At 59.2% G+C, this 26,514-nt stretch carries 26 protein-coding genes, 4 tRNA genes and 1 riboswitch; of the genes, 22 read left to right on the top strand and 8 right to left on the bottom strand.

What is annotated here, in order from left to right:
- Nucleotides 1–70: 70 nt before the first annotated feature.
- The 6 genes from aruF to astE all read left to right on the top strand — a co-directional run bounded on the left by aruF (nt 71) and on the right by astE (nt 6,463).
- On the top strand, nt 71–1,090 hold the full coding sequence (aruF, locus tag DYL61_RS24545) for an arginine/ornithine succinyltransferase subunit alpha (RefSeq protein ID WP_135310485.1): 1,020 nt from the start codon (nt 71–73) through the stop codon (nt 1,088–1,090).
- 50 nt (nt 1,091–1,140) lie between these two features.
- Nucleotides 1,141–2,166: an arginine N-succinyltransferase gene (gene astA, locus DYL61_RS24550; RefSeq protein ID WP_135310486.1), complete on the top strand. Its 1,026-nt coding sequence runs from the start codon at nt 1,141–1,143 to the stop codon at nt 2,164–2,166.
- Nucleotides 2,163–3,632, top strand: coding sequence for a succinylglutamate-semialdehyde dehydrogenase (gene astD / locus DYL61_RS24555; RefSeq protein ID WP_167497997.1), 1,470 nt, complete (start codon nt 2,163–2,165; stop codon nt 3,630–3,632). Before astA ends, astD begins: the two co-directional genes overlap by 4 nt.
- Nucleotides 3,633–3,789: 157 nt before the next feature.
- On the top strand, nt 3,790–5,136 hold the full coding sequence (gene astB, locus DYL61_RS24560) for an N-succinylarginine dihydrolase (protein WP_135310488.1): 1,347 nt from the start codon (nt 3,790–3,792) through the stop codon (nt 5,134–5,136).
- A gap of 23 nt (nt 5,137–5,159) precedes the next feature.
- Complete coding sequence (locus DYL61_RS24565) at nt 5,160–5,447, top strand: topoisomerase II (protein WP_105699320.1); 288 nt, start codon at nt 5,160–5,162, stop codon at nt 5,445–5,447.
- A gap of 11 nt (nt 5,448–5,458) precedes the next feature.
- Nucleotides 5,459–6,463, top strand: a complete 1,005-nt coding sequence (gene astE, locus DYL61_RS24570) for a succinylglutamate desuccinylase (RefSeq protein WP_135310489.1) — start codon at nt 5,459–5,461, stop codon at nt 6,461–6,463.
- 131 nt (nt 6,464–6,594) lie between these two features.
- Here astE and DYL61_RS24575 read toward each other — a convergent pair whose 3' ends face one another.
- Complete coding sequence (locus DYL61_RS24575) at nt 6,595–7,104, bottom strand: 6,7-dimethyl-8-ribityllumazine synthase (protein ID WP_135310490.1); 510 nt, start codon at nt 7,102–7,104, stop codon at nt 6,595–6,597.
- Nucleotides 7,105–7,193: 89 nt separating this feature from the next.
- A riboswitch (FMN riboswitch) is annotated at nt 7,194–7,363 on the bottom strand.
- A gap of 190 nt (nt 7,364–7,553) precedes the next feature.
- Between DYL61_RS24575 and ltaE the strand changes: the two genes are divergently transcribed.
- The 8 genes from ltaE to mgtE all read left to right on the top strand — a co-directional run bounded on the left by ltaE (nt 7,554) and on the right by mgtE (nt 15,285).
- A complete protein-coding gene (gene ltaE / locus DYL61_RS24580; protein ID WP_135310491.1) occupies nt 7,554–8,558 on the top strand; it encodes a low-specificity L-threonine aldolase in 1,005 nt (334 codons plus the stop codon).
- A 146-nt stretch (nt 8,559–8,704) separates the two neighbouring features.
- Nucleotides 8,705–11,323, top strand: coding sequence for an alanine--tRNA ligase (gene alaS, locus DYL61_RS24585; protein WP_135310492.1), 2,619 nt, complete (start codon nt 8,705–8,707; stop codon nt 11,321–11,323).
- 95 nt (nt 11,324–11,418) lie between these two features.
- Nucleotides 11,419–12,660: an aspartate kinase gene (locus DYL61_RS24590; protein WP_105699315.1), complete on the top strand. Its 1,242-nt coding sequence runs from the start codon at nt 11,419–11,421 to the stop codon at nt 12,658–12,660.
- Nucleotides 12,661–12,838: 178 nt separating this feature from the next.
- Nucleotides 12,839–13,027, top strand: coding sequence for a carbon storage regulator CsrA (gene csrA / locus DYL61_RS24595; RefSeq protein WP_003175645.1), 189 nt, complete (start codon nt 12,839–12,841; stop codon nt 13,025–13,027).
- Nucleotides 13,028–13,089: 62 nt separating this feature from the next.
- Nucleotides 13,090–13,180: transfer RNA gene (locus DYL61_RS24600), tRNA-Ser, on the top strand.
- Between the two features lie 108 nt (nt 13,181–13,288).
- Nucleotides 13,289–13,365: transfer RNA gene (locus tag DYL61_RS24605), tRNA-Arg, on the top strand.
- Nucleotides 13,366–13,437: 72 nt separating this feature from the next.
- Nucleotides 13,438–13,514: transfer RNA gene (locus DYL61_RS24610), tRNA-Arg, on the top strand.
- A 328-nt stretch (nt 13,515–13,842) separates the two neighbouring features.
- Nucleotides 13,843–15,285 carry a magnesium transporter gene (gene mgtE, locus DYL61_RS24615; protein ID WP_135310493.1) on the top strand — a complete coding sequence of 481 codons (1,443 nt, stop codon included), beginning with the start codon at nt 13,843–13,845 and terminating at the stop codon, nt 15,283–15,285.
- Between the two features lie 239 nt (nt 15,286–15,524).
- Here the strand turns inward: mgtE and DYL61_RS24620 are convergent, their stop codons facing one another.
- The 3 genes from DYL61_RS24620 to DYL61_RS24630 form a co-directional block, all read right to left on the bottom strand.
- Nucleotides 15,525–15,851: an Arc family DNA-binding protein gene (locus DYL61_RS24620; RefSeq protein WP_003175643.1), complete on the bottom strand. Its 327-nt coding sequence runs from the start codon at nt 15,849–15,851 to the stop codon at nt 15,525–15,527.
- A gap of 383 nt (nt 15,852–16,234) precedes the next feature.
- Nucleotides 16,235–16,414 carry a PA3371 family protein gene (locus DYL61_RS24625; RefSeq protein ID WP_135310494.1) on the bottom strand — a complete coding sequence of 60 codons (180 nt, stop codon included), beginning with the start codon at nt 16,412–16,414 and terminating at the stop codon, nt 16,235–16,237.
- Nucleotides 16,415–16,425: 11 nt separating this feature from the next.
- Complete coding sequence (locus DYL61_RS24630) at nt 16,426–16,650, bottom strand: hypothetical protein (RefSeq protein ID WP_135310495.1); 225 nt, start codon at nt 16,648–16,650, stop codon at nt 16,426–16,428.
- A 326-nt stretch (nt 16,651–16,976) separates the two neighbouring features.
- Between DYL61_RS24630 and DYL61_RS24635 the strand changes: the two genes are divergently transcribed.
- A tRNA-Arg gene (locus DYL61_RS24635) sits at nt 16,977–17,053 on the top strand.
- A 223-nt stretch (nt 17,054–17,276) separates the two neighbouring features.
- Nucleotides 17,277–18,653, top strand: a complete 1,377-nt coding sequence (locus DYL61_RS24640; protein ID WP_135310496.1) for an MFS transporter — start codon at nt 17,277–17,279, stop codon at nt 18,651–18,653.
- Between the two features lie 56 nt (nt 18,654–18,709).
- On the opposite strand, the gene DYL61_RS24645 is transcribed toward DYL61_RS24640, so the two are convergent.
- The 4 genes from DYL61_RS24645 to flgA all read right to left on the bottom strand — a co-directional run bounded on the left by DYL61_RS24645 (nt 18,710) and on the right by flgA (nt 21,300).
- Nucleotides 18,710–19,459, bottom strand: coding sequence for a flagellar brake protein (locus tag DYL61_RS24645; RefSeq protein WP_135310497.1), 750 nt, complete (start codon nt 19,457–19,459; stop codon nt 18,710–18,712).
- 96 nt (nt 19,460–19,555) lie between these two features.
- Nucleotides 19,556–20,026, bottom strand: a complete 471-nt coding sequence (locus DYL61_RS24650) for a flagella synthesis protein FlgN (protein ID WP_135310498.1) — start codon at nt 20,024–20,026, stop codon at nt 19,556–19,558.
- 48 nt (nt 20,027–20,074) lie between these two features.
- Entirely contained in the window at nt 20,075–20,395 is a 321-nt protein-coding gene (gene flgM, locus DYL61_RS24655) for a flagellar biosynthesis anti-sigma factor FlgM (protein ID WP_105699308.1), read from the bottom strand.
- 140 nt (nt 20,396–20,535) lie between these two features.
- Nucleotides 20,536–21,300, bottom strand: a complete 765-nt coding sequence (flgA, locus tag DYL61_RS24660) for a flagellar basal body P-ring formation chaperone FlgA (RefSeq protein ID WP_105699307.1) — start codon at nt 21,298–21,300, stop codon at nt 20,536–20,538.
- 80 nt (nt 21,301–21,380) lie between these two features.
- On the opposite strand from flgA, the gene DYL61_RS24665 reads away from it, so the two are divergent.
- The 6 genes from DYL61_RS24665 to flgE all read left to right on the top strand — a co-directional run bounded on the left by DYL61_RS24665 (nt 21,381) and on the right by flgE (nt 26,425).
- On the top strand, nt 21,381–22,313 hold the full coding sequence (locus DYL61_RS24665) for a chemotaxis protein CheV (RefSeq protein ID WP_105699306.1): 933 nt from the start codon (nt 21,381–21,383) through the stop codon (nt 22,311–22,313).
- A gap of 43 nt (nt 22,314–22,356) precedes the next feature.
- Nucleotides 22,357–23,184, top strand: coding sequence for a protein-glutamate O-methyltransferase CheR (gene cheR, locus DYL61_RS24670; protein ID WP_105699305.1), 828 nt, complete (start codon nt 22,357–22,359; stop codon nt 23,182–23,184).
- A 296-nt stretch (nt 23,185–23,480) separates the two neighbouring features.
- Nucleotides 23,481–23,888, top strand: a complete 408-nt coding sequence (gene flgB, locus DYL61_RS24675; protein WP_010208346.1) for a flagellar basal body rod protein FlgB — start codon at nt 23,481–23,483, stop codon at nt 23,886–23,888.
- A gap of 3 nt (nt 23,889–23,891) precedes the next feature.
- On the top strand, nt 23,892–24,335 hold the full coding sequence (flgC, locus tag DYL61_RS24680) for a flagellar basal body rod protein FlgC (RefSeq protein ID WP_105699303.1): 444 nt from the start codon (nt 23,892–23,894) through the stop codon (nt 24,333–24,335).
- Between the two features lie 16 nt (nt 24,336–24,351).
- A complete protein-coding gene (gene flgD / locus DYL61_RS24685) occupies nt 24,352–25,074 on the top strand; it encodes a flagellar hook assembly protein FlgD (protein ID WP_135310499.1) in 723 nt (240 codons plus the stop codon).
- Nucleotides 25,075–25,105: 31 nt separating this feature from the next.
- Nucleotides 25,106–26,425 carry a flagellar hook protein FlgE gene (gene flgE / locus DYL61_RS24690; protein ID WP_135310500.1) on the top strand — a complete coding sequence of 440 codons (1,320 nt, stop codon included), beginning with the start codon at nt 25,106–25,108 and terminating at the stop codon, nt 26,423–26,425.
- Nucleotides 26,426–26,514 lie beyond the last annotated feature (89 nt).

The following is a 26,514-nucleotide window of genomic DNA, read 5'->3' on the forward strand; positions in this document are numbered from 1 at the left end:
AAGAACAGTGTTGTTCCTGATCCTTCCGGTCATTTTTTCCTATGAAGTTTTCGAGTTAAGGAGTGACACCATGCTGGTGATGCGCCCCGCGCAAATGGCTGATCTGGGCGAGGTACAGCGTCTGGCTGCGGACAGCCCGATTGGTGTTACTTCCTTGCCGGATGATGTGGAACGCCTGAGCGACAAGATCGCCGCCAGCGAAGCGTCCTTCGCGGCCGAGGTGAGTTTCAACGGTGAAGAGAGCTATTTCTTTGTGCTCGAAGATACCGACACCGGCAAGCTCGCCGGCTGCTCGGCCATCGTCGCTTCCGCCGGTTATTCCGAACCCTTCTACAGTTTTCGCAACGAGACCTTCGTGCACGCCTCCCGCGAGCTGAAGATCCACAACAAGATCCACGTGCTTTCCCAGTGCCACGACCTTACCGGCAACAGCCTGCTCACCAGTTTCTACGTGGTGCCCGAGCTGGTCGGTTCGCCGTGGTCTGAACTCAATTCCCGTGGCCGCCTGCTGTTCGTCGCCAGCCACCCCGAGCGCTTCGCCGACTCGGTGGTGACCGAGATCGTCGGCTACAGCGACGAGAACGGTGACTCGCCGTTCTGGGACGCCATCGGTCGCAACTTCTTCGACCTCAATTACGCCGCCGCCGAGCGCCTGTGCGGGCTGAAAAGCCGTACCTTCCTCGCCGAGTTGATGCCTCATTACCCGATCTACGTGCCGTTGTTGCCGGACGAAGCCCAAGAGGCCATGGGCCAGGTGCACCCGCGTGCGCAGATCACCTTCGACATCCTGATGCGCGAAGGCTTCGAGACCGACCACTACATCGACATCTTCGACGGTGGCCCGACGCTGCACGCACGGGTCTCGGGCATTCGCTCCATCGCCCAGAGCCGCGTGGTGCCGGTGAAGATTGGCGAGATGGTCAAGGGAGCGGGCCGCCAGTACCTGGTGAGCAACGCGTCGCTGCAGGATTACCGCGCGGTGATGCTGGAGCTGGACTACGCGCCGGGCAAACCGGTGATCCTGGATCTGGCGGCAGCCGAAGCATTGGGCGTTGGCGAAGGCGCGAGTGTGCGCCTGGTAGCGGTATAAAACAGAGTTTCGCGGGTGGCTGACCACAGCGGCCCGTTCGAGGAGATAGCATGATCGTTCGTCCCGTACGCAACAGCGATTTACCGGCCCTGATTGATCTGGCGCGCAGCACCGGCACCGGCCTCACCACCTTGCCGGCCAACGAAGAGCGCCTGACCCACCGGGTTGGCTGGGCCGAAAAAACCTTTCGCGGCGAAGCCGGCCGTGGCGATGCCGACTACCTGTTCGTGCTGGAAAACGACGAAGGCCGTGTGGTGGGCATCTCCGCTATCGCTGGCGCGGTTGGCCTGCGTGAGCCCTGGTACAACTTCCGGGTGGGCCTGACGGTCAGTGCCTCCCAGGAACTGAACATCTACCGTGAGATTCCGACACTGTTCCTGGCCAACGACCTCACCGGCAATTCCGAGCTGTGCTCGTTGTTCCTGCACGCCGATTACCGCACGGGGCTTAACGGCCGCATGCTGGCCAAGGCGCGCATGCTGTTTATCGCTGAATTCCCGCAGTTGTTCGGCAACAAGATCATTGCCGAGATGCGCGGGGTGTCCAACGACGCCGGGCGTTCGCCGTTCTGGGAAAGCCTGGGGCGTCACTTCTTCAAGATGGAATTCAGCCAGGCCGATTACCTCACTGGCGTGGGCAACAAGGCGTTTATCGCCGAGCTGATGCCGAAGTTTCCGCTGTACAGCTGCTTCCTTTCCGAAGATGCACGCAATGTGATTGGCAAGGTCCATCCGGACACCGAACCTGCCTTGAGCATGCTCAAGAGCGAAGGGTTCAGCTACCAGGGTTATGTCGATATCTTCGACGCGGGCCCGGCGGTGGAGTGTGAAACCACCAAGATCCGTGCCGTGCGTGACAGCCAGTCGCTGGTGCTGGCCATCGGCACGCCGGGGGACGATGCCACGCCGTTCCTGATCCATAACCGCAAGCGCGAGGAGTGCCGTATCACCGCGGCTCCCGCCCGCTTGGCGGCAGGCACGCTGGTGGTCGATCCGCAGACCGCCAAGCGCCTGCAACTGGTGGTGGGTGATCAAGTGCGTGCTGTTCCGTTGTCTGCTGCTCGGGAGTCGAAATAATGAATGCGTTGTACATCGCAGGTAGCTGGCTGGAAGGTCAGGGTGAGCTGTTTGAATCGCGTAACCCGGTGACCCAGCAGGTGTTGTGGGCGGGCAATGGCGCCACTGCCGAGCAGGTCGAGTCTGCCGTGCAGGCTGCGCGTCAGGCGTTTCCGGCCTGGGCCCGCCGTTCGTTGGAAGAGCGTATCAGCGTGTTGGAAACCTTCGCCGCCACCCTGAAAAAACGTGCCGACGAGATCGCCCGCTGCATCGGCGAAGAAACCGGCAAGCCGCTGTGGGAATCGGCCACCGAAGTCACCAGCATGGCCAACAAGATCGCGATCTCGGTGCAAAGCCACCGCGAGCGTACCGGCGAGAAGAGCGGCCCCTTGGGCGACGCCACCGCCGTGTTGCGCCACAAGCCTCACGGCGTGGTGGCAGTGTTCGGCCCCTATAACTTCCCCGGCCACTTGCCCAACGGGCATATCGTCCCGGCCTTGCTGGCGGGAAACACCGTACTGTTCAAACCGAGCGAGCTGACCCCCAAAGTTGCCGAACTGACCGTGCAATGCTGGATCGAAGCCGGGTTGCCGGCAGGGGTGTTGAACCTGCTGCAAGGTGCACGGGAAACCGGTATCGCGCTGGCGGCCAACCCAGGCATCGACGGCCTGTTTTTCACCGGATCCAGCCGCACGGGTAACCATCTGCACCAGCAATTCTCGGGGCGTCCGGACAAAATTTTGGCCCTGGAAATGGGCGGCAATAACCCGCTGGTGGTCGACGAAGTGGCCGATGTGGATGCGGCGGTCTACACCATCATCCAGTCGGCATTTATCTCCGCTGGTCAGCGTTGCACCTGTGCCCGTCGTTTGCTTGTGCCGGAAGGTGCGTGGGGCGATGCGCTGTTGGCGCGCCTGGTGGCGGTGACGTCGACGATTGAAGTCGGTGCGTTTGACCAACAACCGGCGCCGTTCATGGGCTCGGTGATTTCCCTGGCGGCGGCCAAAGCCTTGATGGACGCCCAGGAGTTGATGTTGGCCAACGGTGCCGTTGCGCTGTTGGAAATGACCCAGCCGCAGGATCAGGCGGCGTTGTTGACGCCCGGCATCATCGACGTGACCGGCGTAACCGAGCGCGAAGACGAAGAGCTGTTCGGCCCGTTGTTGCAGGTCATCCGCTACGTTGATTTCGAAGCCGCGATCGCCGAGGCCAACAACACCCAGTACGGCCTGGCTGCGGGTTTGTTGTCGGACTCCGAAGCGCGTTACCAGCAGTTCTGGCTGGAAAGCCGTGCCGGGATCGTCAACTGGAACAAACAACTCACCGGCGCTGCGAGTACCGCGCCGTTTGGCGGGGTAGGGGCGTCGGGTAACCATCGTGCCAGTGCGTATTACGCGGCGGATTATTGTGCGTACCCGGTGGCGTCGCTGGAAACACCGGCATTGGTCGTTCCGCCAACACTGACCCCCGGTATTACGCTGAACTAAATGTGGGAGGGGGCTTGCCCCCGATGGCGGTGTTTCAGTCACCTGATTTATCAACTGACAGACTGCTATCGGGGGCAAGCCCCCTCCCACATTTGAACAGCGGTGTACTGAAGACTTTTTGAAGCCTATAAAAACAGATGTTCGTGGAGCCTCGCCGATGAAATCCTATGAAGTCAATTTTGACGGTCTAGTGGGGCCGACCCATAACTACGGCGGTTTGTCCTTCGGCAACGTCGCGTCCCAGAGCAACAGCCAGCAGCATTCCAACCCCAAGGAAGCGGCGTTGCAGGGCCTGCAAAAAATGAAGGCCCTGATGGACATGGGCTTTGTGCAAGGGGTACTGGCGCCTCAGGAACGCCCGGACGTGGCCGCCTTGCGCAGCCTCGGTTTCAGCGGCACTGATGCCCAGGTGATCCAGCGCGCAGCCAAGGACGCGATGCCACTGCTGGTCGCCAGTTGCTCCGCATCGAGCATGTGGGTGGCCAACGCCGCCACCGTCAGCCCAAGCGCCGACACGGCCGACGGCCGCGTGCATTTCACTGCCGCCAACCTCAATTGCAAATACCACCGCAGCATCGAACACCCGACCACCAGTCGTGTGCTGGGGGCGATGTTTGCCGACGCCAAGCATTTCGCTCATCACGCTGCGTTACCAGCGGTGTCGCAGTTCGGCGACGAAGGCGCGGCCAACCACACGCGTTTCTGCCGTGAGTACGGCGAAGCGGGCGTCGAGTTTTTCGTATTCGGCCGCAGTGCGTTCGACCCCCGCTACCCGGCACCGCAGAAGTACCCGGCGCGCCAGACTCTCGAAGCCTCCCAGGCCGTTGCGCGTTTGCACGGTTTGAAGGACGACGGCGTGGTCTACGCCCAGCAGAACCCGGCGGTGATCGATGCCGGTGTGTTCCATAACGACGTGATCGCAGTGGGTAACGGCGAGGTGTTGTTCTATCACGAGGACGCCTTCCTCAATACCGAACAGATGCTCGGCGAATTGCAGGGCAAGTTGGGCAAGCTGGGCGGCAACTTTCAGTCGGTGTGCGTGCCCCGCGCGCTGGTCAGCGTCGAGGACGCGGTGCGTTCCTACCTGTTCAACAGCCAACTGTTGACCCGCGCCGACGGCTCAATGCTGCTGATCGTGCCGGAAGAGTGCCGCGCCAACGAACGCGTGTGGAATTACCTGCAAGGCCTGACCGCCTCCGGTGGGCTGATCCGCGAAGTCAAAGTCTTCGACCTCAAGCAAAGCATGCAAAACGGCGGCGGCCCGGCCTGCCTGCGTTTGCGCGTGGCGTTGAACGAAACCGAACTGGCGGCGGTGAATCCAGGCGTTATCATGACCGCGCCGTTGTACGACACGCTGACCCAATGGGTTAACCAGCACTACCGCGACAGCCTGCGCGAAAGCGACCTGGCTGACCCGCAATTGCTGCTTGAGTGCCGGACGGCACTGGATGAACTGACGCAAATCCTTAAACTGGGCTCGGTTTATCCTTTCCAAATCAATTGAAGCCACATGGCTGAGAGCTATATATGACCACCGACACCCTGAAACTGATCCTTGAAGACACCGACGGCACCCAGCTGGAAACTTCCTGCACCCGCGTCGCCGTGGTCTGGCAGGGCAAGGAAATCTGGATCCAGCACGACGGCCGTGGCCAACTGCTGATCGGTGTGGACGTGGAAGAAGGCGACGCCGAGTACGCCAACCTGCTGATGCGCCCGCTGGCCACCAACCTGATGAGCCTGCAACTGGAAATGGAACCGGCCGACGTCGGCGATGATGAAGGTCACGTCCACGGTCCGGACTGCAACCACTAAGGAAGCACCCTATGCTCGCCCTCGGCAAACTGCTTGAACTGACCCTCGCCGGTCGCGAACCGGCGCAAAAAATTCAACTGACTGTCGACGGCGTGCAGATGCGCTGGCTCAGCGAGGGCGCACTCGAAGTGCGCCCGCCGCAGGGCAAGGACAACGGCAGCGACCTGCTGTTGTCGTCGGGCATCCATGGCAACGAAACCGCACCGATCGAATTGCTCGACCGCCTGTTGCATGGCATTGCCCGTGGAGAGATCAAGCCCCGCAACCGTATTCTGTTCCTGTTCGGCAACCCCGAGGCCATGCGCCGCGGCGAGCGTTACCTGGAGCTGGACGTCAACCGGCTGTTCAACGGCCGTCACGAACAAAACATCGGCCCGGAGGCCATGCGCGCCGCCGAGCTTGAGCAACTGGCCCGCAGCTTTTTTAGTCTGCCCGACCGTTTGCGCCTGCATTACGACCTGCACACCGCCATTCGCGGTTCGAAGATCGAGCAGTTTGCCCTGTACCCGTGGAAGGCCGGGCGCCAGCACTCCCGTCGTGAGTTGGAGCGTCTGCGTGCCGCCGGCATGGAAGCGGTGTTGTTGCAGAACAAGACCTCCATCACCTTCACCGCGTTTACCTACGAACAACTGGACGCCGAGGCCTTTACCCTGGAGTTGGGCAAGGCGCGTCCGTTCGGGCAGAACCAGGGCGTAGATGTGTCACGCCTGGAGACGCGCCTCAAGCAGATCATCGAAGGCACCGAGCCTGAGGCCGGTACACTCGATGGTCTTAAGCTGTTCGCTGTTGCACGGGAAGTCATCAAGCACAGTGACGCCTTCCTCCTGCATTTGCCGGCGGACGTGGAGAACTTTTCAGAGTTAAAAAAGGGCTACTTGCTGGCCGAAGATGTGGCCAAGACCCTTTGGGTGATCGAGGAGGAGGGGGCGCGCATTATCTTCCCCAACCCGAAGGTCAAGAATGGGTTGCGAGCGGGCATCTTGATTGTGCCGACCACGGATGCGGGATTGGCGTAGATCTCAGCCTTAACCGGATCCAAATGTGGGAGGGGGCTTGCCCCCGATAGCAGTGTGTCAGCCAGCTTATCTGTAGCTGACCCACCGCCATCGGGGGCAAGCCCCCTCCCACATATGTTTCGCGGTGTTATTTAGACCGCTACAGCCCGTGGCTCGCTACGACGAATCGCGCGTACTTTTTGCAGGGTATCCGCGCAAGTCTTGGCCGCTTCCTGGCCCTTGTGCACGAAATGATCGAAGAAGAACGCGTGGTGCTCGCTGCCCGCATGGAAGTGATGCGGGGTCAGGGACACCGAGAACACCGGCACTTCAGTTTCCAGCTGCACCTGCATCAGGCCGCTGACCACCGATTGGGCGACGAATTCGTGACGGTAGATACCACCGTCCACCACCAGCGCGGCAGCGACGATACCGGCGTAACGGCCGGTCTTGGCCAGCAGCTTGGCGTGCAGGGGCATTTCAAAGGCGCCGCCGACTTCGAAGAAATCGATGTCCGATTCCTGGTAGCCCTGGGCGATGATTTCGGCGAGGAAGCCTTTACGGGATTGGTCGACAATATCCTTGTGCCAACAGGCCTGGATAAACGCGATACGTTCGCCGTGGTGATGTTTGGCTTTGCTGTCGATGGCGGTAGGTTGCATGTTCTGACTCCTGTTTAAGAAAAAAACAGGGCGTTATGAATCGAATGGGATTTTAAGGGTGCGCAAGACAAGCGGCCCTTAGGTGCCAATCCCGTTCTCTCTTCATCCGGACTATGACCGTCGGCCCCGGGATCACACCGGGTCTGCTGACCTTGTCGCCGTCCTGCGTGAGCAGTTCAAGGCGCCAAGCGCTCGCGGGCTATGCACGTTGCGTGCAATTACCGCCGGTGGGGAATTACACCCCGCCCTGAGAACGTTGCCGCCAGAACCCTGGCGGCGGAGAGTTTTTAACACGGTTTTTCCAAAACTGCACGACCGTCGTATCGATAAGCTATATCGGTTTGTTTGGTTGGTATTCGATTGAATGCGCACGGGGCTTGATATTGCGCGGCTTTGCCCGCAGTAATCACTCTGAAAAGGAACCTACCCAACCCTCAGAGGCTTGTTTCATGTCTGTGATCGACCTGCGCAGCGACACCGTGACCCAACCCACCCCCGGCATGCGGGATGCCATGGCCACTGCCGCCAGCGGCGATGACGTGTATGGCGAAGACCCCAGCGTCAACCATCTCGAAGCCGAACTGGCCAAGCGCCTGGGGTTTGTCGCCGCGTTGTTCGTGCCCACCGGCACCATGAGCAACTTGCTGGCGCTGATGGCCCACTGTGAGCGCGGCGAGGAATACATCGTCGGCCAGCAGGCCCACACCTACAAATACGAAGGCGGTGGCGCGGCGGTGCTCGGTTCGATCCAGCCCCAGCCGCTGGAAGTGCAGGCGGATGGCTCCCTCGACCTGGACGATGTGCTGGCGGCGATCAAGCCCGATGACTTCCACTTTGCCCGCACGCGCCTGCTGGCGCTGGAAAACACCATGCAGGGCAAGGTGCTGCCGCTGGAATACCTGGCCAAGGCGCGGGCGTTTACCCGTGAGCACGGCCTGGCCCTGCACTTGGACGGCGCGCGGATTTACAACGCGGCGGTCAAGTTGGGGGTGGATGCGCGGGAAATTGCCCAGCACTTCGATTCGGTGTCGGTGTGTCTGTCTAAGGGACTGGGTGCGCCAATAGGTTCGGTGCTGTGCGGTTCCACGGCGTTGATCGCCAAGGCGCGACGCCTGCGCAAGATGGTCGGCGGCGGCATGCGCCAGGCCGGTTCCCTGGCTGCGGCGGGGCTGTATGCGCTGGATCACCAGGTGCAGCGCCTGGCCGATGACCATGCCAACGCCCAATGGCTGGGAGATGAGTTGCGCAAGGCCGGTTATGAGGTGGAGCCGGTGCAGACCAATATGGTCTACGTGCAGATTGGTGATCAGGCCCAGGCCTTGAAGGCTTTTGCCGCCGAGCGCGGGATCAAGCTGAGCGCCGCGCCACGCCTGCGCATGGTCACCCATCTGGATGTCAGCCGTGCGCAGATTGAACAGGTGCTGGCGACATTCATCGAATTTTCTCGCAAATGAGCGTGCAGACCGTCTAATTGAACCGCTCTATCGCATAAACACGCTGTACCCCCGGCAAAGGGCCGATATAATGCGGCCCTTTGCCGTCGCTCCGTCTGATGATGTTGCGCACTGGCCTTTGGCCGCAGCCTCCGTGGAAGAACCTAATGAAAAGCGCAGAAATCCGTGAAGCCTTCCTTCGCTTCTTCGAAGAGCAAGGTCACACCCGTGTCGCCTCCAGCTCCTTGATCCCAGGCAATGACCCCACCCTGCTGTTCACTAACGCGGGGATGAACCAGTTCAAGGACTGCTTCCTGGGTCAGGAAAAACGTGCCTACACCCGAGCTACCAGCAGCCAGAAGTGCGTGCGGGCCGGCGGTAAGAACAGCGACCTGGAAAACGTCGGTTACACCGCCCGTCACCACACCTTCTTTGAAATGCTGGGTAACTTCAGCTTTGGTGACTACTTCAAGAAAGACGCGATCACCTTCGCCTGGACCTTCCTGACTGGCGTGCTGAAGCTGCCGAAGGAAAAACTCTGGGTTACCGTCTACGCCACCGACGATGAAGCGTATGACATCTGGACCAAAGAAATCGGCGTGCCGCAAGAGCGCATGATCCGCATCGGCGACAACAAAGGCGCGCCGTACGCTTCCGACAACTTCTGGACCATGGGCGATACCGGCCCTTGCGGCCCGTGCACCGAGATCTTCTACGACCACGGCGCCGACATCTGGGGCGGCCCGCCGGGCTCGCCGGAAGAAGACGGCGACCGCTACATCGAGATCTGGAACAACGTCTTCATGCAGTTCAACCGCACCGCCGACGGCGTGTTGCATCCATTGCCAGCGCCGTCGGTGGATACCGGCATGGGCCTGGAGCGGATCAGTGCGGTGATGCAGCACGTGCATTCCAACTACGAAATCGACCTGTTCACCAACCTGCTCAGCGCTTCGGCGGCGGCCATTGGTTGCGCCAATGAAAACCAGTCGTCGCTCAAGGTGGTATCGGACCACATTCGTTCCTGCGGCTTCCTGATTGCCGATGGCGTGCTGCCGTCGAACGAAGGCCGTGGTTATGTGCTGCGCCGTATCATCCGCCGCGCTTGCCGTCACGGTAACAAGCTGGGTGCCACCGGCAGCTTCTTCTACAAGATCGTTGCCGCACTGGTTGCCGAGATGGGCGAAGCCTTCCCGGAACTCAAGCAGCAGCAAGCCAACATCGAGCGCGTGCTCAAGGCCGAAGAAGAACAGTTCTCCAAGACTCTGGAGCACGGCCTGAAAATCCTCGAGCAGGATCTGGCTGAGCTGAAAGGCACTGTGGTACCGGGCGACGTGGTGTTCAAACTGTATGACACCTACGGTTTCCCGATGGACCTGACCGCCGACATCGCCCGTGAGCGCGAGCTGACCATCGACGAAGCCGGTTTTGAGCGTGAGATGGAAGCCCAGCGTGTGCGCGCTCGTTCCGCCAGTTCCTTTGGCCTGGACTACAACACCCTGGTCAAGGTTGACGTACCAACCGAGTTCACCGGCTACAGCGCCACCGTGGGTTCGGCCAAGATCGTGGCCCTCTATAAAGATGGCAAATCGGTCGACGTCTTGAATGAAGGGGATGAAGCTGTTGTGGTCCTGGACCAGACGCCGTTCTACGCCGAATCCGGCGGTCAGGTCGGTGACTGTGGTTTCCTGAGCTCGACATCCGGTCGTTTTGAAGTGCGCGATACCACCAAGACCGGCGGCGCGTTCCTGCACCACGGCGTATTGGTGCTGGGCGCATTGACCGTTGGTGCGCCGGTGGATACCCAGGTCGATGCTGACGTACGCCACGCCACTGCGCTGAACCACTCGGCCACGCACTTGCTGCACGCTGCGCTGCGCCAGGTACTGGGCGAGCACGTACAGCAGAAGGGTTCGTTGGTCGACAGTCAGCGCCTGCGTTTTGACTTCAGTCACTTCGAAGCGATCAAGCCGGAGCAGATCAAGGCCCTGGAAGATATCGTCAACGCCGAGATCCGCAAGAACACCCCGGTGCAGACCGAAGAAACCGACATCGAGACCGCCAAGGCCAAGGGCGCCATGGCGCTGTTCGGCGAGAAGTACGGTGACAGCGTGCGCGTACTGAGCATGGGTGGCGACTTCTCGGTGGAACTGTGTGGCGGTATCCACGCCAACCGCACCGGCGATATCGCCCTGCTGAAAATCATCAGCGAAGGCGGCGTCGCCTCCGGCGTGCGTCGTATCGAGGCGGTGACCGGCGCTGCGGCCCTGGCCTACCTGAATGCGGCAGAAGAACAACTCAAGGAAGCGGCGACCCTGGTCAAGGGCAGCCGTGACAACCTGATCGACAAGCTGTCCGCTGTGCTGGAGCGCAACCGTGCGCTGGAGAAACAGCTGGAGCAGTTGCAAGCCAAGGCAGCCAGCGCTGCGGGCGACGACCTGTCGGCCGCTGCGGTGAACGTCAAGGACGTGAAGGTCTTGGCCGCACGCCTGGACGGTCAGGACGGCAAGGCGCTGTTGGCGCTGGTCGATCAGTTGAAGAACAAGCTCGGCCGCGCAGTGATCCTGCTCGGCAGTGTCCATGAGGATAAGGTCGTTCTGGTTGCCGGTGTAACCAAAGACCTGACTGGCCAACTCAAGGCCGGTGATTTGATGAAGCAAGCCGCTGCGGCAGTGGGCGGGAAGGGCGGTGGTCGTCCGGACATGGCGCAAGGCGGTGGTGTAGACGCCAATGCCCTGGACGCGGCCCTGGCCCTGACCGTGCCGTTTGTCGAGGCAGGTATTTAAGGCACTGTTAACCGGCCCGTGGTCTAGTCGCGGGCTTATGCAGTGCTGGTGGATTGGATATTAGGCGCCCCTTTACGGGCTGAGGCGGCTTAGAAATGGCTTTGATCGTACAAAAATTTGGAGGCACCTCGGTCGGCTCTGTCGAAAGAATCGAGCAGGTGGCCGACAAGGTTAAGAAATTCCGCGATGCCGGCGACGACCTGGTGGTGGTGCTGTCGGCCATGAGCGGCGAGACCAATCGCCTGATCGACCTGGCCAAGGCCATCAGCGGTGATCAAGCGCCGCTGCCGCGTGAGCTGGATGTGATTGTTTCCACCGGTGAGCAGGTGACGATCGCCTTGCTGGCCATGGCGCTGAACAAGCGGGGTGTGCCGGCGGTGTCCTACACTGGCAGCCAGGTGCGCATCCTCACCGACAGCGCGCATACCAAGGCGCGCATCCTGCAGATTGACGATCAGAAAATTCGTACTGATCTGAAAGCCGGGCGCGTGGTAGTTGTAGCAGGCTTCCAGGGTGTGGACGAACACGGCAACATCACCACCTTGGGGCGTGGCGGTTCGGACACCACCGGCGTGGCGCTGGCAGCGGCCCTCAAGGCCGATGAATGCCAGATCTACACCGATGTGGACGGTGTCTACACCACCGACCCACGTGTGGTGTCCGTGGCCCAGCGCCTAGACAAGATCACCTTCGAAGAGATGCTGGAAATGGCCAGCCTCGGTTCCAAGGTGTTGCAGATCCGTGCGGTGGAATTCGCCGGCAAGTACAACGTTCCGCTGCGCGTATTGCACAGCTTCAAAGAGGGTCCGGGCACCCTCATTACTATTGATGAAGAGGAATCCATGGAACAGCCGATCATTTCCGGTATCGCTTTCAACCGTGATGAAGCCAAGCTGACCATCCGTGGCGTGCCAGACACCCCGGGCGTGGCCTTCAAGATCCTGGGCCCTATCAGCGGCGCGAACATCGAAGTCGACATGATCGTGCAGAACGTTTCGCACGATAACACCACCGATTTCACCTTCACCGTGCACCGCAACGAGTACGATGCGGCGCTGAAGATCCTGGAGAACACCGCGCGCGAGATCTCTGCTCGTGAAGTGGTTGGCGATACCAAGATCGCCAAGGTGTCGATCGTAGGCGTGGGCATGCGTTCCCACGCTGGTGTTGCCAGCCGTATGTTCGAGGCCCTGGCCAAGGAAAGCATCAACATCCAGATGATCTCCACGTCGGAAATCAAAGTCTCGGTGGTGATCGAAGAGAAGTACCTGGAATTGGCTGTACGCGCGCTGCATACCGCGTTCGAGCTGGACGCTCCGGCCCGACAGGGCGAGTGATCAAGTAGTGCCAGGAAGGCGCGGTTTACCGCGCCTTTCCTTTTTTTGTAGGGCGCATGTTCTTTTGCGTGGGCTCGACAATACTTAGGCGGGTAGGGCTACGGCCTTTGGGTTGTAGGTCGAAGGCCTTTTTTTTGCAGACTGTTGTTCCTGAAATGAAATGCGTGAGGAGAAAGGTATGCTGATTCTGACTCGTCGTTGCGCAGAAAGCCTGATTATCGGTGATGGCGAAATCACCGTGACCGTGCTCGGCGTCAAAGGCAATCAAGTGCGTATCGGGGTTAACGCTCCGAAAGAGGTAGCGGTCCACCGCGAGGAAATCTACCTGCGGATCAAGAAAGAGAAGGACGAAGAACCAAGCCTTTAATTTTTATCGTTTTTTATGTTTGCAAACGGGGATGAACGTGGTTAATATACGCCCCGTGTTGCGGAGAGCTGGCCGAGTGGCCGAAGGCGCTCCCCTGCTAAGGGAGTACACCTCAAAAGGGTGTCGGGGGTTCGAATCCCCCGTTCTCCGCCATTATTTGCTTAGTACGTTGCAATCTGGTTTTTTTCGTAAGTTGTTGAAATTAAACGAAAAAAACGCTTTACATAGAGATTTAACGGCCTATAATGCGCGGCAACAAATGCACTCGTAGCTCAGCTGGATAGAGTACTCGGCTACGAACCGAGCGGTCACAGGTTCGAATCCTGTCGAGTGCACCATTTAAGAGTCAGTTGCAGCAATGCAGGTGACTTGGCTTCAACCAGTTGTGATCTGGTCTAAAAACACAATCTGCACTCGTAGCTCAGCTGGATAGAGTACTCGGCTACGAACCGAGCGGTCACAGGTTCGAATCCTGTCGAGTGCACCATACAAACAAAAAGCCCGCCTAGTGCGGGCTTTTTGCCGTCTGGGGTTTGGTCTTTTCATCTCGTGTCATGTGTTTTCCTTTCGGGCTGCGTCGTCGCAGTTCATAGATGCGGCCTAAGCTCAGCTTTGTGTCGCAAGCGCTTGTTCTTTCCAGTTTTTTGACGTTTAAAGTCGGCGCAGCGTGTATCATTGCGCCCGTCAGCCCCGCCGGGGCTTGTGGAATACCTCCATGGACTTACCCAGTAGTTGCTCAGTACCCCGCTTTACCAATCATGAATTGACTGATTGATCCTTCCGGCGTGCCCCGCTGCTGGGAGTGGAGTTCGCCTATGACCGAAGTAGAAGTAAAGAAAACACAAGAAAGCCTGCAGGATCGCCTGGCTCAAGTCATCGAGCTGCTGCAGCGCCAGCGCGTGGTCGAAGACCTCACGCACCGCCAGGATGGCCCGAATAACAACCTGGTCGAAAACCTGGTTCACCGGCAAAACCTCGTCGAGTTGCAACGCAAGCTCGATGACCTGCACTCCGCCGACGTTGCCTACATCCTTGAAGCCCTGCCGCTGGATGACCGTCTGACCCTCTGGCAGTTGGTCAAGGCGGATCGCGACGGCGACATCCTCCTCGAAGTATCCGACTCGGTTCGTGAAACCCTGATCGCCGACATGGACGATCACGAGCTCCTGGCCGCAGCCAAGGAGATGGATGCCGACGAACTCGCTGACCTGGCCCCTGAGCTGCCGCGAGACGTCGTGCATGAGCTGATGGAGGCTCTGGACGGCCAGCAGCGTGAGCGCGTGCGCTCGGCGCTGTCCTACGACGAGGATCAGGTCGGCGCCCTGATGGACTTCGAGATGGTCACCATCCGCGAAGACGTCAGCCTGGAAGTGGTGCTGCGTTACCTGCGCCGTCTCAAAGAATTGCCAGGCCATACCGACAAACTGTTTGTGGTCGACTACGAAGGCATCCTCAAGGGCGTACTGCCGATCAAGCGTTTGTTGGTCAACGATCCGGAGAAGAAAGTCGCCGAGGTAATGGCCAGTGACCCGGTGAGTTTTCATCCGGACGAAGACGCTTACGAGGCCGCCCAGGCGTTTGAGCGTTATGACTTGATCTCGGCCCCGGTGGTCGACAAGAACGGCAAGCTGATCGGCCGTCTGACCATCGATGAAATGGTCGACCTGATTCGTGAAGAGAGCGAAACCGAAGTCCTCAACATGGCGGGTTTGCGTGAAGAGGAAGATATTTTTGCCTCGGTCTGGCGTTCGCTGCATAACCGCTGGGCCTGGCTGGCCATCAACCTGATCACGGCCTTTATCGCTTCGCGAGTGATTGGGCTGTTTGAAGGCTCTATCGAGAAGCTGGTGGCTCTTGCGGCGTTGATGCCGATTGTGGCCGGGATCGGCGGCAACTCGGGTAACCAAACGATCACCATGATCGTGCGCGCCATGGCGCTGGACCAAGTGAGTACCGCCAATTCATCGCGTTTGCTGCGCAAGGAACTGGCGGTAGGCTTGATCAATGGCCTCGTATGGGGCGGGGTAATTGGTGTAGTGGCCTACTTCCTGTATGGCAGTTGGTCCCTGGGTGTCGTGATGACGGCCGCCATGACCCTGAACTTGCTGCTGGCTGCGCTGATGGGGGTATTGATCCCCATGACCCTGGCACGCCTGGGACGCGACCCGGCAATGGGTGCCAGCGTGATGATCACTGCCATGACTGATAGTGGTGGCTTCTTTATCTTCCTGGGATTGGCAACCATCTTCCTGCTCTGACCCCCTAGATACACTGCTTCTGTAGTGAGCGGGCTTGCCCCGCGCTGGGTGGCGAAGCCGCCCCAAATCCATCCACCTCGGTCTTCCTGAAATGCCGCGGTGCCTGGGTTTAGGGTGGCTTCGCCACCCAGCGCGGGGCAAGCCCGCTCACTACAAAGGTCCTAGCTTTGGGGGGGCAGTCCTCAAATTCCACGCAAAAAAAAGCCAGCACATGGCTGGCTTCGGCTTTCAGTTGCAGATTAATTGGCTTCTGCGGCCGCCTCAACGTCGTGCGCGATAAGCGAGACGAGAGCATTTTGCTGGCGGTGGGAGAGCTGACGAAAACGCTGCAGCAGTTCGCGTTCGTGCAGTGACAGCTCAGGGCTGTCCAGGCGCATGCTCAACTCGTCACCCAGCGCACCTTCCTGAATAAGGCTCTGTTCCAGGCGCGCGATGATTTCGGAGTTCATGCTGCGGTGATGATTGCGAGCCACCTCGGCAATGCGTTCCCGCATTCCGTCTGGCAGACGTACGACGAACTTGTCAGCCGTACGGCTGGAATAAATTGCCTGTTTCAATGGGCGCATATATTTAACCGGTTAGTTCAGGGGAGCGGTTTTTGGAATTGGCCGCAAGATGTGTGTTAGGACAAGGCTCGCGGCCAAATGTTCAACCTGAATTGCAAAGAGGCCGCATCATGCCTCAGATTTGACATTTCCTTGGCGTCAATTCTGTGACAAATATTGAACTGCCTAAAGGCTTTATGCCAGCACTCATTTACATTTTTGCGGACTGGTTGGAAATCTTTTCAACGAGTCACTCCGCAAGGGAACTTCCCGTAACTACAGGCCGCAACAGGGTTTTAGGCCGCACATCCTATAGCAAAGTGGCCATTTGCCCCTAGGTTTAAGACTAGTGGCATTTTGCCGATTTGCGAGTGCGAGGCGACATAAGGTCGGGGAGGGGGGGGTTAGCGCAGGATTGGATCGAATTTGATGCGACGGCCTACGATCAAGGTGATCAGTAACAGGCTTGAGGATAGACCCGCAGCGACAAACGCAGTGGTCTGCCCATCTGCAGAGTCGGTACTCAGGCCTGCAACCGCAGTGATAATGGTCAGGCTCAAGAATAGCCAGGCAGATTTGCTCATGAGTGTTTGCCTCAGAATACCCAATGTTCGGATGTAGGGGCCTGGGTGCCTTGGGTCAGGCGTACCGGCGACTGTGCGTCAGGTGTCATCACTGCCAGCTGAGGGCGTTGCTGCAAGTGGTGAGGCACGGCCTGGCTGATTTGCGCAGGGTCGTTGCTGCCAGTCGTTTGAAGGTGAAACGTCACCAATGCAGCCAGGGCTACGGCGTTAAGGCCTAACAGAAGGGCACTGTTCATGGTCATGTTCTCCGCTTGACGCCGTGGCTGGATGGGTCTTGTCAGAGAAGTATTGCAGGTCTTGTGCCAATCTATTATTTCAATAAAATCAATGGTTTGAGTCTACTTTAAATGCTTGATAGGTTGCAATTTGCAATGCTGGCATTTTGGGTGAGTGCATTTTGCACGATGGGCTCAAGTGTCCGTGTTTACGGGGCGAAACCCCGACCGTACGCGCAGGGATCGGCCTACACTCAAAAAGCCTACGGACGACATGACAAAACCCACCTTGGCCGTTAACATGCACGCCGTCCGTCGCCGTGCCCTTGGCCAGCTGGCCGACATTGGTCCTAGTAGCTCAATTGGATAGAGCATCCCCCTCCTAAGGGGAAGGTTGGCCGTTCGAACCGGCCCTGGGACACCATCTTCAAAGCCCCGCACAGAATTGTCTGGCGGGGCTTTTTTGTGGGCGTCCTAAAGGTGGGTCGAACCTTGGCGGTGATCAGCGTTCACAGCAGGAGTGTGGCGTCTGACCTTAAGCAAAATAATCCCCGGAAACAGCACATACCGCCTGTCCGGATACGCTCACCCCGGACTATCATGCCGGTAGCCCTGTCCCTCACCGCAAGGAGCCGCTCGGAACGCCGATGCGCCAGATCTGGAAATCTTTTCGAGCCCTTTATTTCGCCTCCTTGATGATGCTGATCGGCTCCGGCCTGCTCAGTACTTACCTCGCCTTGCGCCTGGCCGCCGACCATGTCGACAGCCTGTGGGTGGGTGCGCTGATGGCGGCCAACTACTTCGGCCTGGTGCTGGGCGGCAAGATCGGGCACCGCCTGATTGCCCGGGTCGGGCACATTCGTGCGTACGCTACCTGTGCCGGGATCGTTGGCGCGGCGGTGCTGGGGCATGGGTTGGTGAATTGGTTGCCGGCCTGGATCGTACTGCGGATGATCGTGGGCCTGGGGATGATGTGCCAGTACATGGTCATCGAGAGTTGGCTCAACGAGCAGGCCGACGCCAAGCAGCGTGGTGTGGTGTTCAGCGGCTATATGATCGCGTCCTACCTGGGTCTGGTGCTGGGTCAACTCATACTGGTCATGCACCCTGAGTTGGGTCTGGAGTTGCTGATGCTGGTGGCGCTGTGCTTTGCGCTGTGCCTGGTGCCGGTCGCCATGACCCGTCGCATTCACCCGGCACCTTTGCATCCTGCGCCGATGGAGCCGCGCTTCTTTATCAAGCGTGTGCCGCAGTCGCTTAGTACGGTATTGGGCGCTGGGTTGATCGTCGGTTCGTTCTATGGTCTGGCGCCGCTCTATGCTGCGCAGCAGGGCTTGACTACCGAGCAGGTGGGTCTGTTCATGGGTAGCTGCATTTTTGCGGGCCTGTTGGTGCAGTGGCCGTTGGGCTGGCTGTCGGACCGTTATGATCGCGCCTTGCTGATTCGTTGCTTCGCCCTTTGTTTGGCGGTGGCCGCATTGCCGTTGGCAGTGCTGACCAATGTGCCCCTGGAGGTGCTGTTCGTGGCCGGCTTCGTGTGTTCGTTGGTGCAGTTCTGCCTGTATCCGCTGGCGGTGGCGTTTTCCAACGACCATGTGGAAGGCGATCGCCGCGTATCGCTGACCGCCATGTTGCTGGTGACCTATGGCATCGGCGCCAGCGTCGGGCCGTTGTTGGCGGGTGTGGTGATGAAGCTGTTCGGCAGCCACATGCTGTATGCGTTTTTCAGCCTGTGCGCGTTGATTTTGGTATGGCGTATCCGGCCGAAGGCGGTCACCAATCTGCATCAGGTGGACGACGCGCCGCTGCAGCACGTGGCGATGCCTGACAGCATGTCCAGCTCACCACTGGTGGCTGCACTCGACCCACGTGTAGACGAGCAGGTCGTGCAAGATCAGATGCAGACAACTCCTGAGCCGGCGCCTGAGCCAGAACCTGCGGTCGATGAGCCGGTAACCGAAACGCCATCGGAGCATCCCGACCCGGACGACCATCCCCATGACTTGAGCAGGGCGCGCCCCTGAAAGCAAAAACGGGCAGATCCCATCAGGATCTGCCCGTTTTTTTATGCGGCAAGCGCTTAGAAATCGTCGTCTTTATCGAAGCGCCGCGCTTCACGTTGCAGTTGGTACACAAAGCGCTCGACCTGGCGCTGCACCAGGCCGCTCATGTTGTGAAAGCGCACGCCGGCAAATGTCGTGTTGATCTTCTCTTCGAAGTGCAGGTAACGCAGCTCGACGGACGTGGTCATGCTGCCAAAGGGCAAGGCGGCGATAAAACGGTCGTAGACCTGGCCCAGTTGCAGGCGCTCAGAGATATCCCCTTCAAAGCGCAGTTTGCAGCCGGTAGCGGAAATATCCAGCAGCTTGCCGCCGATAGGCGCCTTGAGCTTCTCACCGCCCATTTCGATATTGACCAGTTGCGCCAATTTCAGCGCGGCGCGGAAGGCATTGCGACGCTGATGGTAAACCACCTCGTCCGGCATGCTGCCGGTGTAAATGCGGTGGCCATCTTTTTCGCTGATGGTCATGGTGCCGCTGCTTTCCCAGGCTACGCGCACGCCGTCGTGGAAGCCTTCGATGCGGAAGGGCTCGCCGTTTTCGAGGTGGCGTTCGCCGTCGCGCGGGATCATCTCGTCCAGGGCGACGGTGCCGCTGTCGCGATCGACATCCACTAGGTAACTCTGGAAGCGTTGGCTGCGTTCGTGGAAGGTGATGATCAGCGGGTCGTGGCTGTCTTGCAGCATCCGCAAGGTGCTGGCGATTTCCAGAGGCGTGGTGAGGACCTTGGGTGGCTGCGGTGCATCTTCCGCATTAAGGGCGTTGAACACGGTTCTTCCATCTCCAGACAAAATACGACTACACGCAAGAGCAGGCATTTTGCCAGCATGTGGCGCGCCTTGGATAGGGCGCACTGCAAACCGGCATCAGGCTTGGCTGCGGGTGCTTGGCTTGACCAGGCGCGAGGTGGAGCCTTGGGCGTTATACAGCGCCGGAGGCTCTCCGCCGTGAAGTATACGCAACTGGTTGGCGGTCGTAGCTTGTTGAAGCTGGATCGACTGACCGTTGAGCAGGTTGGCTTCCTGGCACTGGGTGAGCAAATGATTGAGGGCTTTGCTCTGGGCCAGCAGTTGATCGCCGACCGAGGAGTGACTGGCCAACTGCGCCAGACCGTCGTGGTCTGCCGGCAGGCCGAGGCTGATGAGGATTTGGCTACGCTTTTTGCCGTGCTGTTCCAGCAGGACAATCAGCGACTGCTTGCGCGCCAGAATATCTTCCAGCAGCGGCATGTCCCGGCCATAAAGGGCCAGGGATTCTTCCTTGAGCAGCTCGAGCAAATGTTGCGTCGGCGCTAGATCATCAATGATCAGTTGAAGCAGATTTTCGTCGTGGTGCATGGCTGGCCTTGGGGTTTAAGCGTCCAAAAGCCCGGCGCAGGCCTTTGCCTAGCGCTCGGCTTCGAAATTAAGCAGCTTGCTGGCTACACGGTTGCTGTCGACTTTATAGCTGCCATCGGCGATTGCCTGTTTCAATTCGGCCACGCGGGCTTTGTTGACAACCGGTTGATCGCGCAGCGAGTCAGTGACCTTCTGCAACTGTTGAGCCTCATTGCTCAGGTGTACGGATTCCCCGCTCTGGCTGGCACTGGCCTGTTCTGCCTTGGCGGGCACGGCCGACTTGGCTTCGACGCTGTCTTTGGCGCCGGTGGTGCGTGTGCTGCCGGGCAAAGCCTGGGAATTATTTAAACGACTGAAATCGATGACCATAATAAAAAACCTCTGGGTATTTGGACGCTTGCCATGTTTTCGGCCATACCCGGACAAACTTTAGGCTCGATCGACAATAAACTGCACAGGCCGACATCCAGTCGACAGTGTAGGAAAAGCTGGCGTCTGATACCAGTAATCTATAAAGCCACCTCGACCTGGCCGGGGGCGGTGACCCGGGCCTTGATCACGCGATTGGAATTGAGGTTCTTCACCCGGATCTGCTCGCTCATACCGCCGTTGGACAGCGCTTCGCCTGGCATTTTCACGTTCAGCGCGCCGCTGCTGGCCGAGATCACCACCTGGTCGCCCTTGCGGATCACCTCCGCTTGTTCCAGGTGCACAAGGGTGATCACTTGGTCAGTGACCACCGGGCGGGTCAGTTTTTGCCCGACGGCCTGGTCCAGGGACGTCAAGTATCCCTGGTTGATCATGCTGATATCCCGCTCGCGCAGCACCACGTCTTCGTAGCCGATGATGCCGGTGCGTTTCAACGGTCGTGCTACTACCACCACATCCCGGAACAGCTTGACCTGGGCCGGCACAAACACGGTCCAGGGCGATGCGCCTTCGCAGCGAACCTTTACGGTCACGCGGCCGATGGGCTGGGCGGGGCTTTCCAGGGTCGCTGTCAATTCCTTGTCGCACATGGGCATGCGCAGGCGCGGGTCCAGCTGGCTGACCTGGATTTCATAGCGGCCAGGCGTCTGGGTGGTCGCCAGATAATCTTCTACAGTGAACTCAAGAAAGCCTTGGGTGACGCCGATAAGTAGATCAGGCAAGGTGACGTTATCAGCGCGGGCCGTGGCGCCAAAGCCCAGGGCAAGCAGCGCCAACGGTGTGCAGAGCACTCTGCAATACCGTGTCAGGTCAAGGCGTCGGGAAACTGTCGTTTTAATATCCATGGCCAATAAATAGCAAAGCTCGTGCCGTTTAGTGTTCGGTACGCGTCGCACCCCAAAGGTTTTAGCGTAGGAGTCTGGGCATGGCAGGTGTAATGGATTCAGTAAACCAGCGCACACAGCTGGTGGGGCAGAATCGCCTGGAGTTGTTGCTTTTCCGCCTGGACGGCAAGCAGTTATATGGCATCAACGTGTTCAAGGTGCGGGAAGTGTTGCAGTGCCCCAAGCTGACGATCATGCCCAAGTCCAGTCCCGTGGTCTGCGGCGTGGCCAATATCCGTGGCGCGACCATTCCGATTCTCGACCTGGCATTGGCCACCGGCTCGCCGGCCTTGCAGGATCGTGAAAACCCGTTTGTGATCATCACCGAGTACAACACCAAGACCCAGGGTTTCCTGGTGCGTTCGGTGGAACGTATCGTCAATATGAACTGGGAAGAGATCCATCCGCCACCCAAGGGTACGGGGCGCGACCACTACCTCACGGCGGTGACGCGGGTCGATAACCAGTTGGTCGAAATCATCGACGTGGAGAAGATCCTCGCCGAAGTCGCGCCCACCTCGGAGTCGATCTCCGTGGGAGTGGTGGATGCCGAGACGGCCCACAAGGCGATTTCCCTACGTGTGCTGACGGTGGATGATTCCTCGGTGGCACGTAAGCAGGTGACCCGTTGCCTGCAAACCGTCGGCGTTGAGGTGGTAGCGCTCAATGATGGTCGCCAGGCGCTGGATTACCTGCGTGCATTGGTCGATGAAGGCAAGAAGCCGGAAGACGAATTCCTGATGATGATTTCCGACATCGAGATGCCGGAAATGGACGGTTACACCCTCACGGCCGAGATACGCAACGATCCACGCATGCAAAAATTGCATATCATCCTGCATACTTCCTTGTCGGGTGTATTCAACCAGGCGATGGTCAAGAAAGTCGGTGCCGATGACTTTTTGGCCAAGTTCCGTCCTGATGACCTGGCAGCCCGGGTAGTCGACCGGATCAAGGCAGCAGATCACGGCTAGGGGCATTTCCCCTGGCGGTCACACGATTTAAGAGGCGGTATCATTGTCTACGGGTAATTTGGATTTCGAACAGTTCCGGGTCTTCCTGGAAAAAGCCTGTGGCATATTGCTCGGTGAAAACAAGCAGTACCTGGTATCCAGCCGTCTCAACAAACTGATGGAACAGCAGGGCATCAAGTCGTTGGGCGAACTGGTCCAGCGCATCCAGGGCCAACCCCGCAGCGGGCTCAAGGAAATGGTGGTCGATGCCATGACCACCAACGAAACCTTGTGGTTTCGCGACACTTACCCCTTCGAAGTGCTCAAGAGCAAAGTGCTGCCGGAGGCCATCAAGGCCAGCCCGGGCCAGCGCCTGCGCATCTGGTCGGCGGCCTGTTCTTCAGGGCAGGAACCGTACTCGATCTCGATGTCCATCGATGAGTTCGAGCGGACCAACATTGGCCAGTTGAAGGCCGGTGCGCAAATCGTGGCCACCGACCTGTCCGGCACCATGCTCACCAACTGCAAGACCGGTGAGTACGACAGCCTGGCCCTGGGTCGTGGTTTGTCCCAGGAGCGCCTGCAGCGTTACTTCGACCCGAAAGGAGCGGGGCGCTGGGCGGTCAAGGCGCCGATCAAGAGCCGCGTGGAGTTCCGCTCGTTCAACCTGCTCGACAGCTACGCCAGCCTGGGCAAGTTCGACATGGTGTTCTGCCGCAACGTGCTGATCTACTTCTCGGCTGAGGTGAAGAAAGACATCCTGTTGCGCATCCATGGCACGTTGAAGCGTGGTGGCTATCTGTTCCTTGGTGCGTCCGAAGCGCTGAACGGTTTGCCGGATCATTACCAGATGGTGCAGTGCAGCCCTGGCATTATCTACCAGGCCAAGTAACACAATGTGGGAGGGGGCTTGCCCCCGATAGCAGTGGTTCAGTTGATAAACCTATCACTGACACACCGCCATCGGGGGCAAGCCCCCTCCCACATTTGTTTTTGCGGCAATCCCTCCAATAGCGGCAACCCGCATTGCCGCTTTACTGGCACCACGCGGAAGCCCATTGCCGCTTTTCTGGCATTGCCGTCCGGCGATCTCTCCCCAGGCCCTTTAAATACGGGCTTTTCAGAAGCTGGCACACACCTTGCTATAACCCTGTTAACGAACAGCAGGTCAGCCCAAAGGTTTCCGCCATGAGCATCAGCTTCGATAAAGCGCTCGGTATCCACGAACAAGCCCTGGGCTTCCGCGCCCAGCGTGCCGAAGTCCTGGCCAACAACATTGCCAACGCCGACACCCCGAACTACAAGGCTCGGGACCTGGACTTCTCCGCCGTGCTCGCTGCACAGCAGGACAAGACCAAGAACGGCACCTTCGCCTTGAACATGACCAACAGCCGTCATATCGAAGCGCAAGGCCTGAGCAATGGTGACGAGTCGTTGCTGTATCGCACGCCGATGCAGCCGTCGATCGACCAGAACACCGTCGACGCCCAGCTGGAGCAATCGGCCTACGCCGAGAACTCGGTGAACTTCCAGGCCAGCTTTACCCTGCTCAACAGCAAATTCAAAGGGCTGATGTCAGCCCTGCGTGGAGAGTAAGCCATGTCCCTGTCCAGTGTTTTCAATATTGCCGGTAGTGGCATGAGCGCCCAGACCACGCGTCTGAACACCGTCGCCAGTAACATCGCCAACGCCGAGACCGTGTCGTCGAGCATTGACCAGACCTACCGCGCCCGTCACCCGGTGTTCGCCACCATGTTCCAGGCCGGTCAGAACGCTGGCAGCGCTTCGCTGTTCCAGGACCAGGGCAATGCCGGTTCCGGCGTGCAGGTGCTTGGTGTGGTCGAAGACCAGAGCAACCTCGAAGCCCGTTACGAGCCCAACCACCCCGCTGCGAACGAAAAGGGTTATGTCTACTACCCCAACGTCAACGTGGTCGAGGAAATGGCCGACATGATTTCTGCCAGCCGCTCGTTCCAGACCAACGCGGAAATGATGAACACCGCCAAAACCATGATGCAGAAGGTCCTGACCCTGGGTCAGTGATAAGGGGCGCCGAATAATGGCCATCGTTGATACCACATCAACCAACACCGCGGTCCAGGACCTGTTCAACACCAAGGTCACCACCGCCCAGAACAACGTTGCGAGCACTGCCTCCGCTGCCACGGGTAATCAGTCCCTGGGCAAGGATGCGTTCCTGCAACTGCTGGTCACCCAGCTGAAAAACCAGAACCCGCTGTCGCCGCAAGACAACGGCGCGTTCGTGGCCCAGCTGGCGCAATTCAGCAGCCTGGAAGGCATCAACACCCTGAACGACTCGGTGAATGCGATTTCCAGCAACTTCAGCTCGTCGCAAGCGCTGCAAGCGTCGTCGTTGGTAGGGCGTTCGATCATCACCCAGACCGACAAGGCCCTGGTGGATACCAGCAAGAGCATGACCGGTTCGGTCGCCGTGACCTCGGCGGTCGGCAACGTCTCGGTGAAAATCACCGACGCCAACGGCAATGTGGTTCGCACCATCGACATGGGCGCCCAGAGCGCTGGCACTGCCGACTTCATCTGGGACGGCAAGAACGATGCCGGTGAAGTGGCCGCTGCGGGTACGTACACCTTCAACGCCACCACCAAGAATGACGCGGGTGACTCGGTTGCCCTGGTGACCTCGCTGCCGGCCACGGTCACGAGCGTGACCCTGAGCAAGACCGGCGGCGAAATGGTGTTGAACCTGGCGGGCGGCATGGGCAGCGTCAAGCTGTCGCAAATTCAGACTATCGGTACATAGAGCCGGCTAAATACGGCAGAGGGAGAGAAACATGTCTTTTAACATCGGCCTTAGCGGCCTCTATGCGGCCAACAAACAACTGGACGTGACCGGCAACAACATCGCCAACGTCGCGACCACGGGTTTCAAGTCGTCCCGTGCGGAGTTCGCCGACATCTACGCGGCGTCCAAGCTGGGTACTGGGCAGAACAGCATCGGCAACGGTGTGAATCTGGCAGCGGTGTCTCAGCAGTTCACCCAGGGTGACGTCAACAACAGCGGCGGCGTGCTGGACATGGCGATCCAGGGCGGTGGCTTCTTCGTGCAGAAGGCCAGCGACGGCTCGCTGGAATACACCCGCAGCGGTGCCTTCCGTGCCGATAAAGACGGCTACATCACCAACAACACCGGCACCTCGCGCCTGCAAGGGTATGCCGCTGATGCTGACGGCAATATCGTCAAGGGCGGCCTGGTCGACCTGCAACTGAACCTGGCCAACCTGCCGCCGAAGGCCTCCACCAAAGTGGACTCCTCCAGTAACCTGAACTCCTCGGACTTGCCGATTGATACGACGCTGCACCCGTTCGATCCAACCAAGACCGACAGCTTCAACACCCAGTACTCCACCACGCTGTACGACACCCAGGGCAACGCCCACTCGATGGTGCAGTACATGGTGAAAACCGGCTCCAACACTTGGGATTCCTACACCCTGATCGACGGGCGCAACCCGAACGGCACGGCGATCAGCGGCACCGACCCCTATGGTGTCGAGGCGCCTGTACCGTCCACGCTGACCTTTGATACCTCCGGCAAACTGGAAAGCATCGTTACCGCTGGCGTCTCCAGCACCACCTTGAACATCAATGACTGGAAGCCGGGTGGCATGGTCAAAGGCGTGTGGACTGAGAATGGCGCGGCTTCCAACAAGCCGGGCATTGCCGTCAACATGTCCAACATCACCCAGTACAACTCGGCCAGCTACCGTAACCCACCGGTCACCGATGGCTACGCCACCGGCCAGATTACCGGCCTGAAAATCGACGGCAACGGCGTTCTGTTCGCTACATTCAGCAACCAGCAGAGCAAGGCCATCGGCCAACTCTCCCTGGCCAGCTTCAACAACGAACAGGGCCTGCAGCCAGCGGGCGGCACTACTTGGAGAGAGACGTTCGCCTCCGGCCAGCCGGGCTTTGACACCCCGCAAACCGGCACCCTGGGTTCGATCGTGGCCAACTCCCTGGAGAACTCCAACGTCAACCTGACCAACGAGCTGGTGGACCTGATCAAGGCCCAGAGCAACTACCAGGCGAACGCCAAGACCATCTCTACCCAGAGCACCATCATGCAGACCATCATCCAGATGACCTGATGCGGTAGCGCTCAACAAGAAGCCCCTCACATGAGGGGCTTTTTTGTGCACAAATAAAACCTGTGGGAGGGGGCTTGCCCTAATGCCAG

Origin of the sequence: Pseudomonas nabeulensis (genome assembly GCF_004682045.1) — a bacterium.
Lineage (GTDB): Bacteria > Pseudomonadota > Gammaproteobacteria > Pseudomonadales > Pseudomonadaceae > Aquipseudomonas > Aquipseudomonas nabeulensis.

What these genes read in the sequence shown, in the direction of transcription:
- aruF (WP_135310485.1), top strand. Translation starts at nt 71, where the DNA reads ATGCTGGTGATGCGCCCCGCGCAAATGGCTGATCTGGGCGAGGTACAG.
- astA (WP_135310486.1), top strand. Translation starts at nt 1,141, where the DNA reads ATGATCGTTCGTCCCGTACGCAACAGCGATTTACCGGCCCTGATTGAT.
- astB (WP_135310488.1), top strand. Translation starts at nt 3,790, where the DNA reads ATGAAATCCTATGAAGTCAATTTTGACGGTCTAGTGGGGCCGACCCAT.
- DYL61_RS24565 (WP_105699320.1), top strand. Translation starts at nt 5,160, where the DNA reads ATGACCACCGACACCCTGAAACTGATCCTTGAAGACACCGACGGCACC.
- astE (WP_135310489.1), top strand. Translation starts at nt 5,459, where the DNA reads ATGCTCGCCCTCGGCAAACTGCTTGAACTGACCCTCGCCGGTCGCGAA.
- DYL61_RS24575 (WP_135310490.1), bottom strand. Translation starts at nt 7,104, where the DNA reads ATGCAACCTACCGCCATCGACAGCAAAGCCAAACATCACCACGGCGAA.
- ltaE (WP_135310491.1), top strand. Translation starts at nt 7,554, where the DNA reads ATGTCTGTGATCGACCTGCGCAGCGACACCGTGACCCAACCCACCCCC.
- alaS (WP_135310492.1), top strand. Translation starts at nt 8,705, where the DNA reads ATGAAAAGCGCAGAAATCCGTGAAGCCTTCCTTCGCTTCTTCGAAGAG.
- DYL61_RS24590 (WP_105699315.1), top strand. Translation starts at nt 11,419, where the DNA reads ATGGCTTTGATCGTACAAAAATTTGGAGGCACCTCGGTCGGCTCTGTC.
- csrA (WP_003175645.1), top strand. Translation starts at nt 12,839, where the DNA reads ATGCTGATTCTGACTCGTCGTTGCGCAGAAAGCCTGATTATCGGTGAT.
- mgtE (WP_135310493.1), top strand. Translation starts at nt 13,843, where the DNA reads ATGACCGAAGTAGAAGTAAAGAAAACACAAGAAAGCCTGCAGGATCGC.
- DYL61_RS24620 (WP_003175643.1), bottom strand. Translation starts at nt 15,851, where the DNA reads ATGCGCCCATTGAAACAGGCAATTTATTCCAGCCGTACGGCTGACAAG.
- DYL61_RS24625 (WP_135310494.1), bottom strand. Translation starts at nt 16,414, where the DNA reads ATGAGCAAATCTGCCTGGCTATTCTTGAGCCTGACCATTATCACTGCG.
- DYL61_RS24630 (WP_135310495.1), bottom strand. Translation starts at nt 16,650, where the DNA reads ATGAACAGTGCCCTTCTGTTAGGCCTTAACGCCGTAGCCCTGGCTGCA.
- DYL61_RS24640 (WP_135310496.1), top strand. Translation starts at nt 17,277, where the DNA reads ATGCGCCAGATCTGGAAATCTTTTCGAGCCCTTTATTTCGCCTCCTTG.
- DYL61_RS24650 (WP_135310498.1), bottom strand. Translation starts at nt 20,026, where the DNA reads ATGCACCACGACGAAAATCTGCTTCAACTGATCATTGATGATCTAGCG.
- flgM (WP_105699308.1), bottom strand. Translation starts at nt 20,395, where the DNA reads ATGGTCATCGATTTCAGTCGTTTAAATAATTCCCAGGCTTTGCCCGGC.
- flgA (WP_105699307.1), bottom strand. Translation starts at nt 21,300, where the DNA reads ATGGATATTAAAACGACAGTTTCCCGACGCCTTGACCTGACACGGTAT.
- DYL61_RS24665 (WP_105699306.1), top strand. Translation starts at nt 21,381, where the DNA reads ATGGCAGGTGTAATGGATTCAGTAAACCAGCGCACACAGCTGGTGGGG.
- flgB (WP_010208346.1), top strand. Translation starts at nt 23,481, where the DNA reads ATGAGCATCAGCTTCGATAAAGCGCTCGGTATCCACGAACAAGCCCTG.
- flgC (WP_105699303.1), top strand. Translation starts at nt 23,892, where the DNA reads ATGTCCCTGTCCAGTGTTTTCAATATTGCCGGTAGTGGCATGAGCGCC.
- flgD (WP_135310499.1), top strand. Translation starts at nt 24,352, where the DNA reads ATGGCCATCGTTGATACCACATCAACCAACACCGCGGTCCAGGACCTG.
- flgE (WP_135310500.1), top strand. Translation starts at nt 25,106, where the DNA reads ATGTCTTTTAACATCGGCCTTAGCGGCCTCTATGCGGCCAACAAACAA.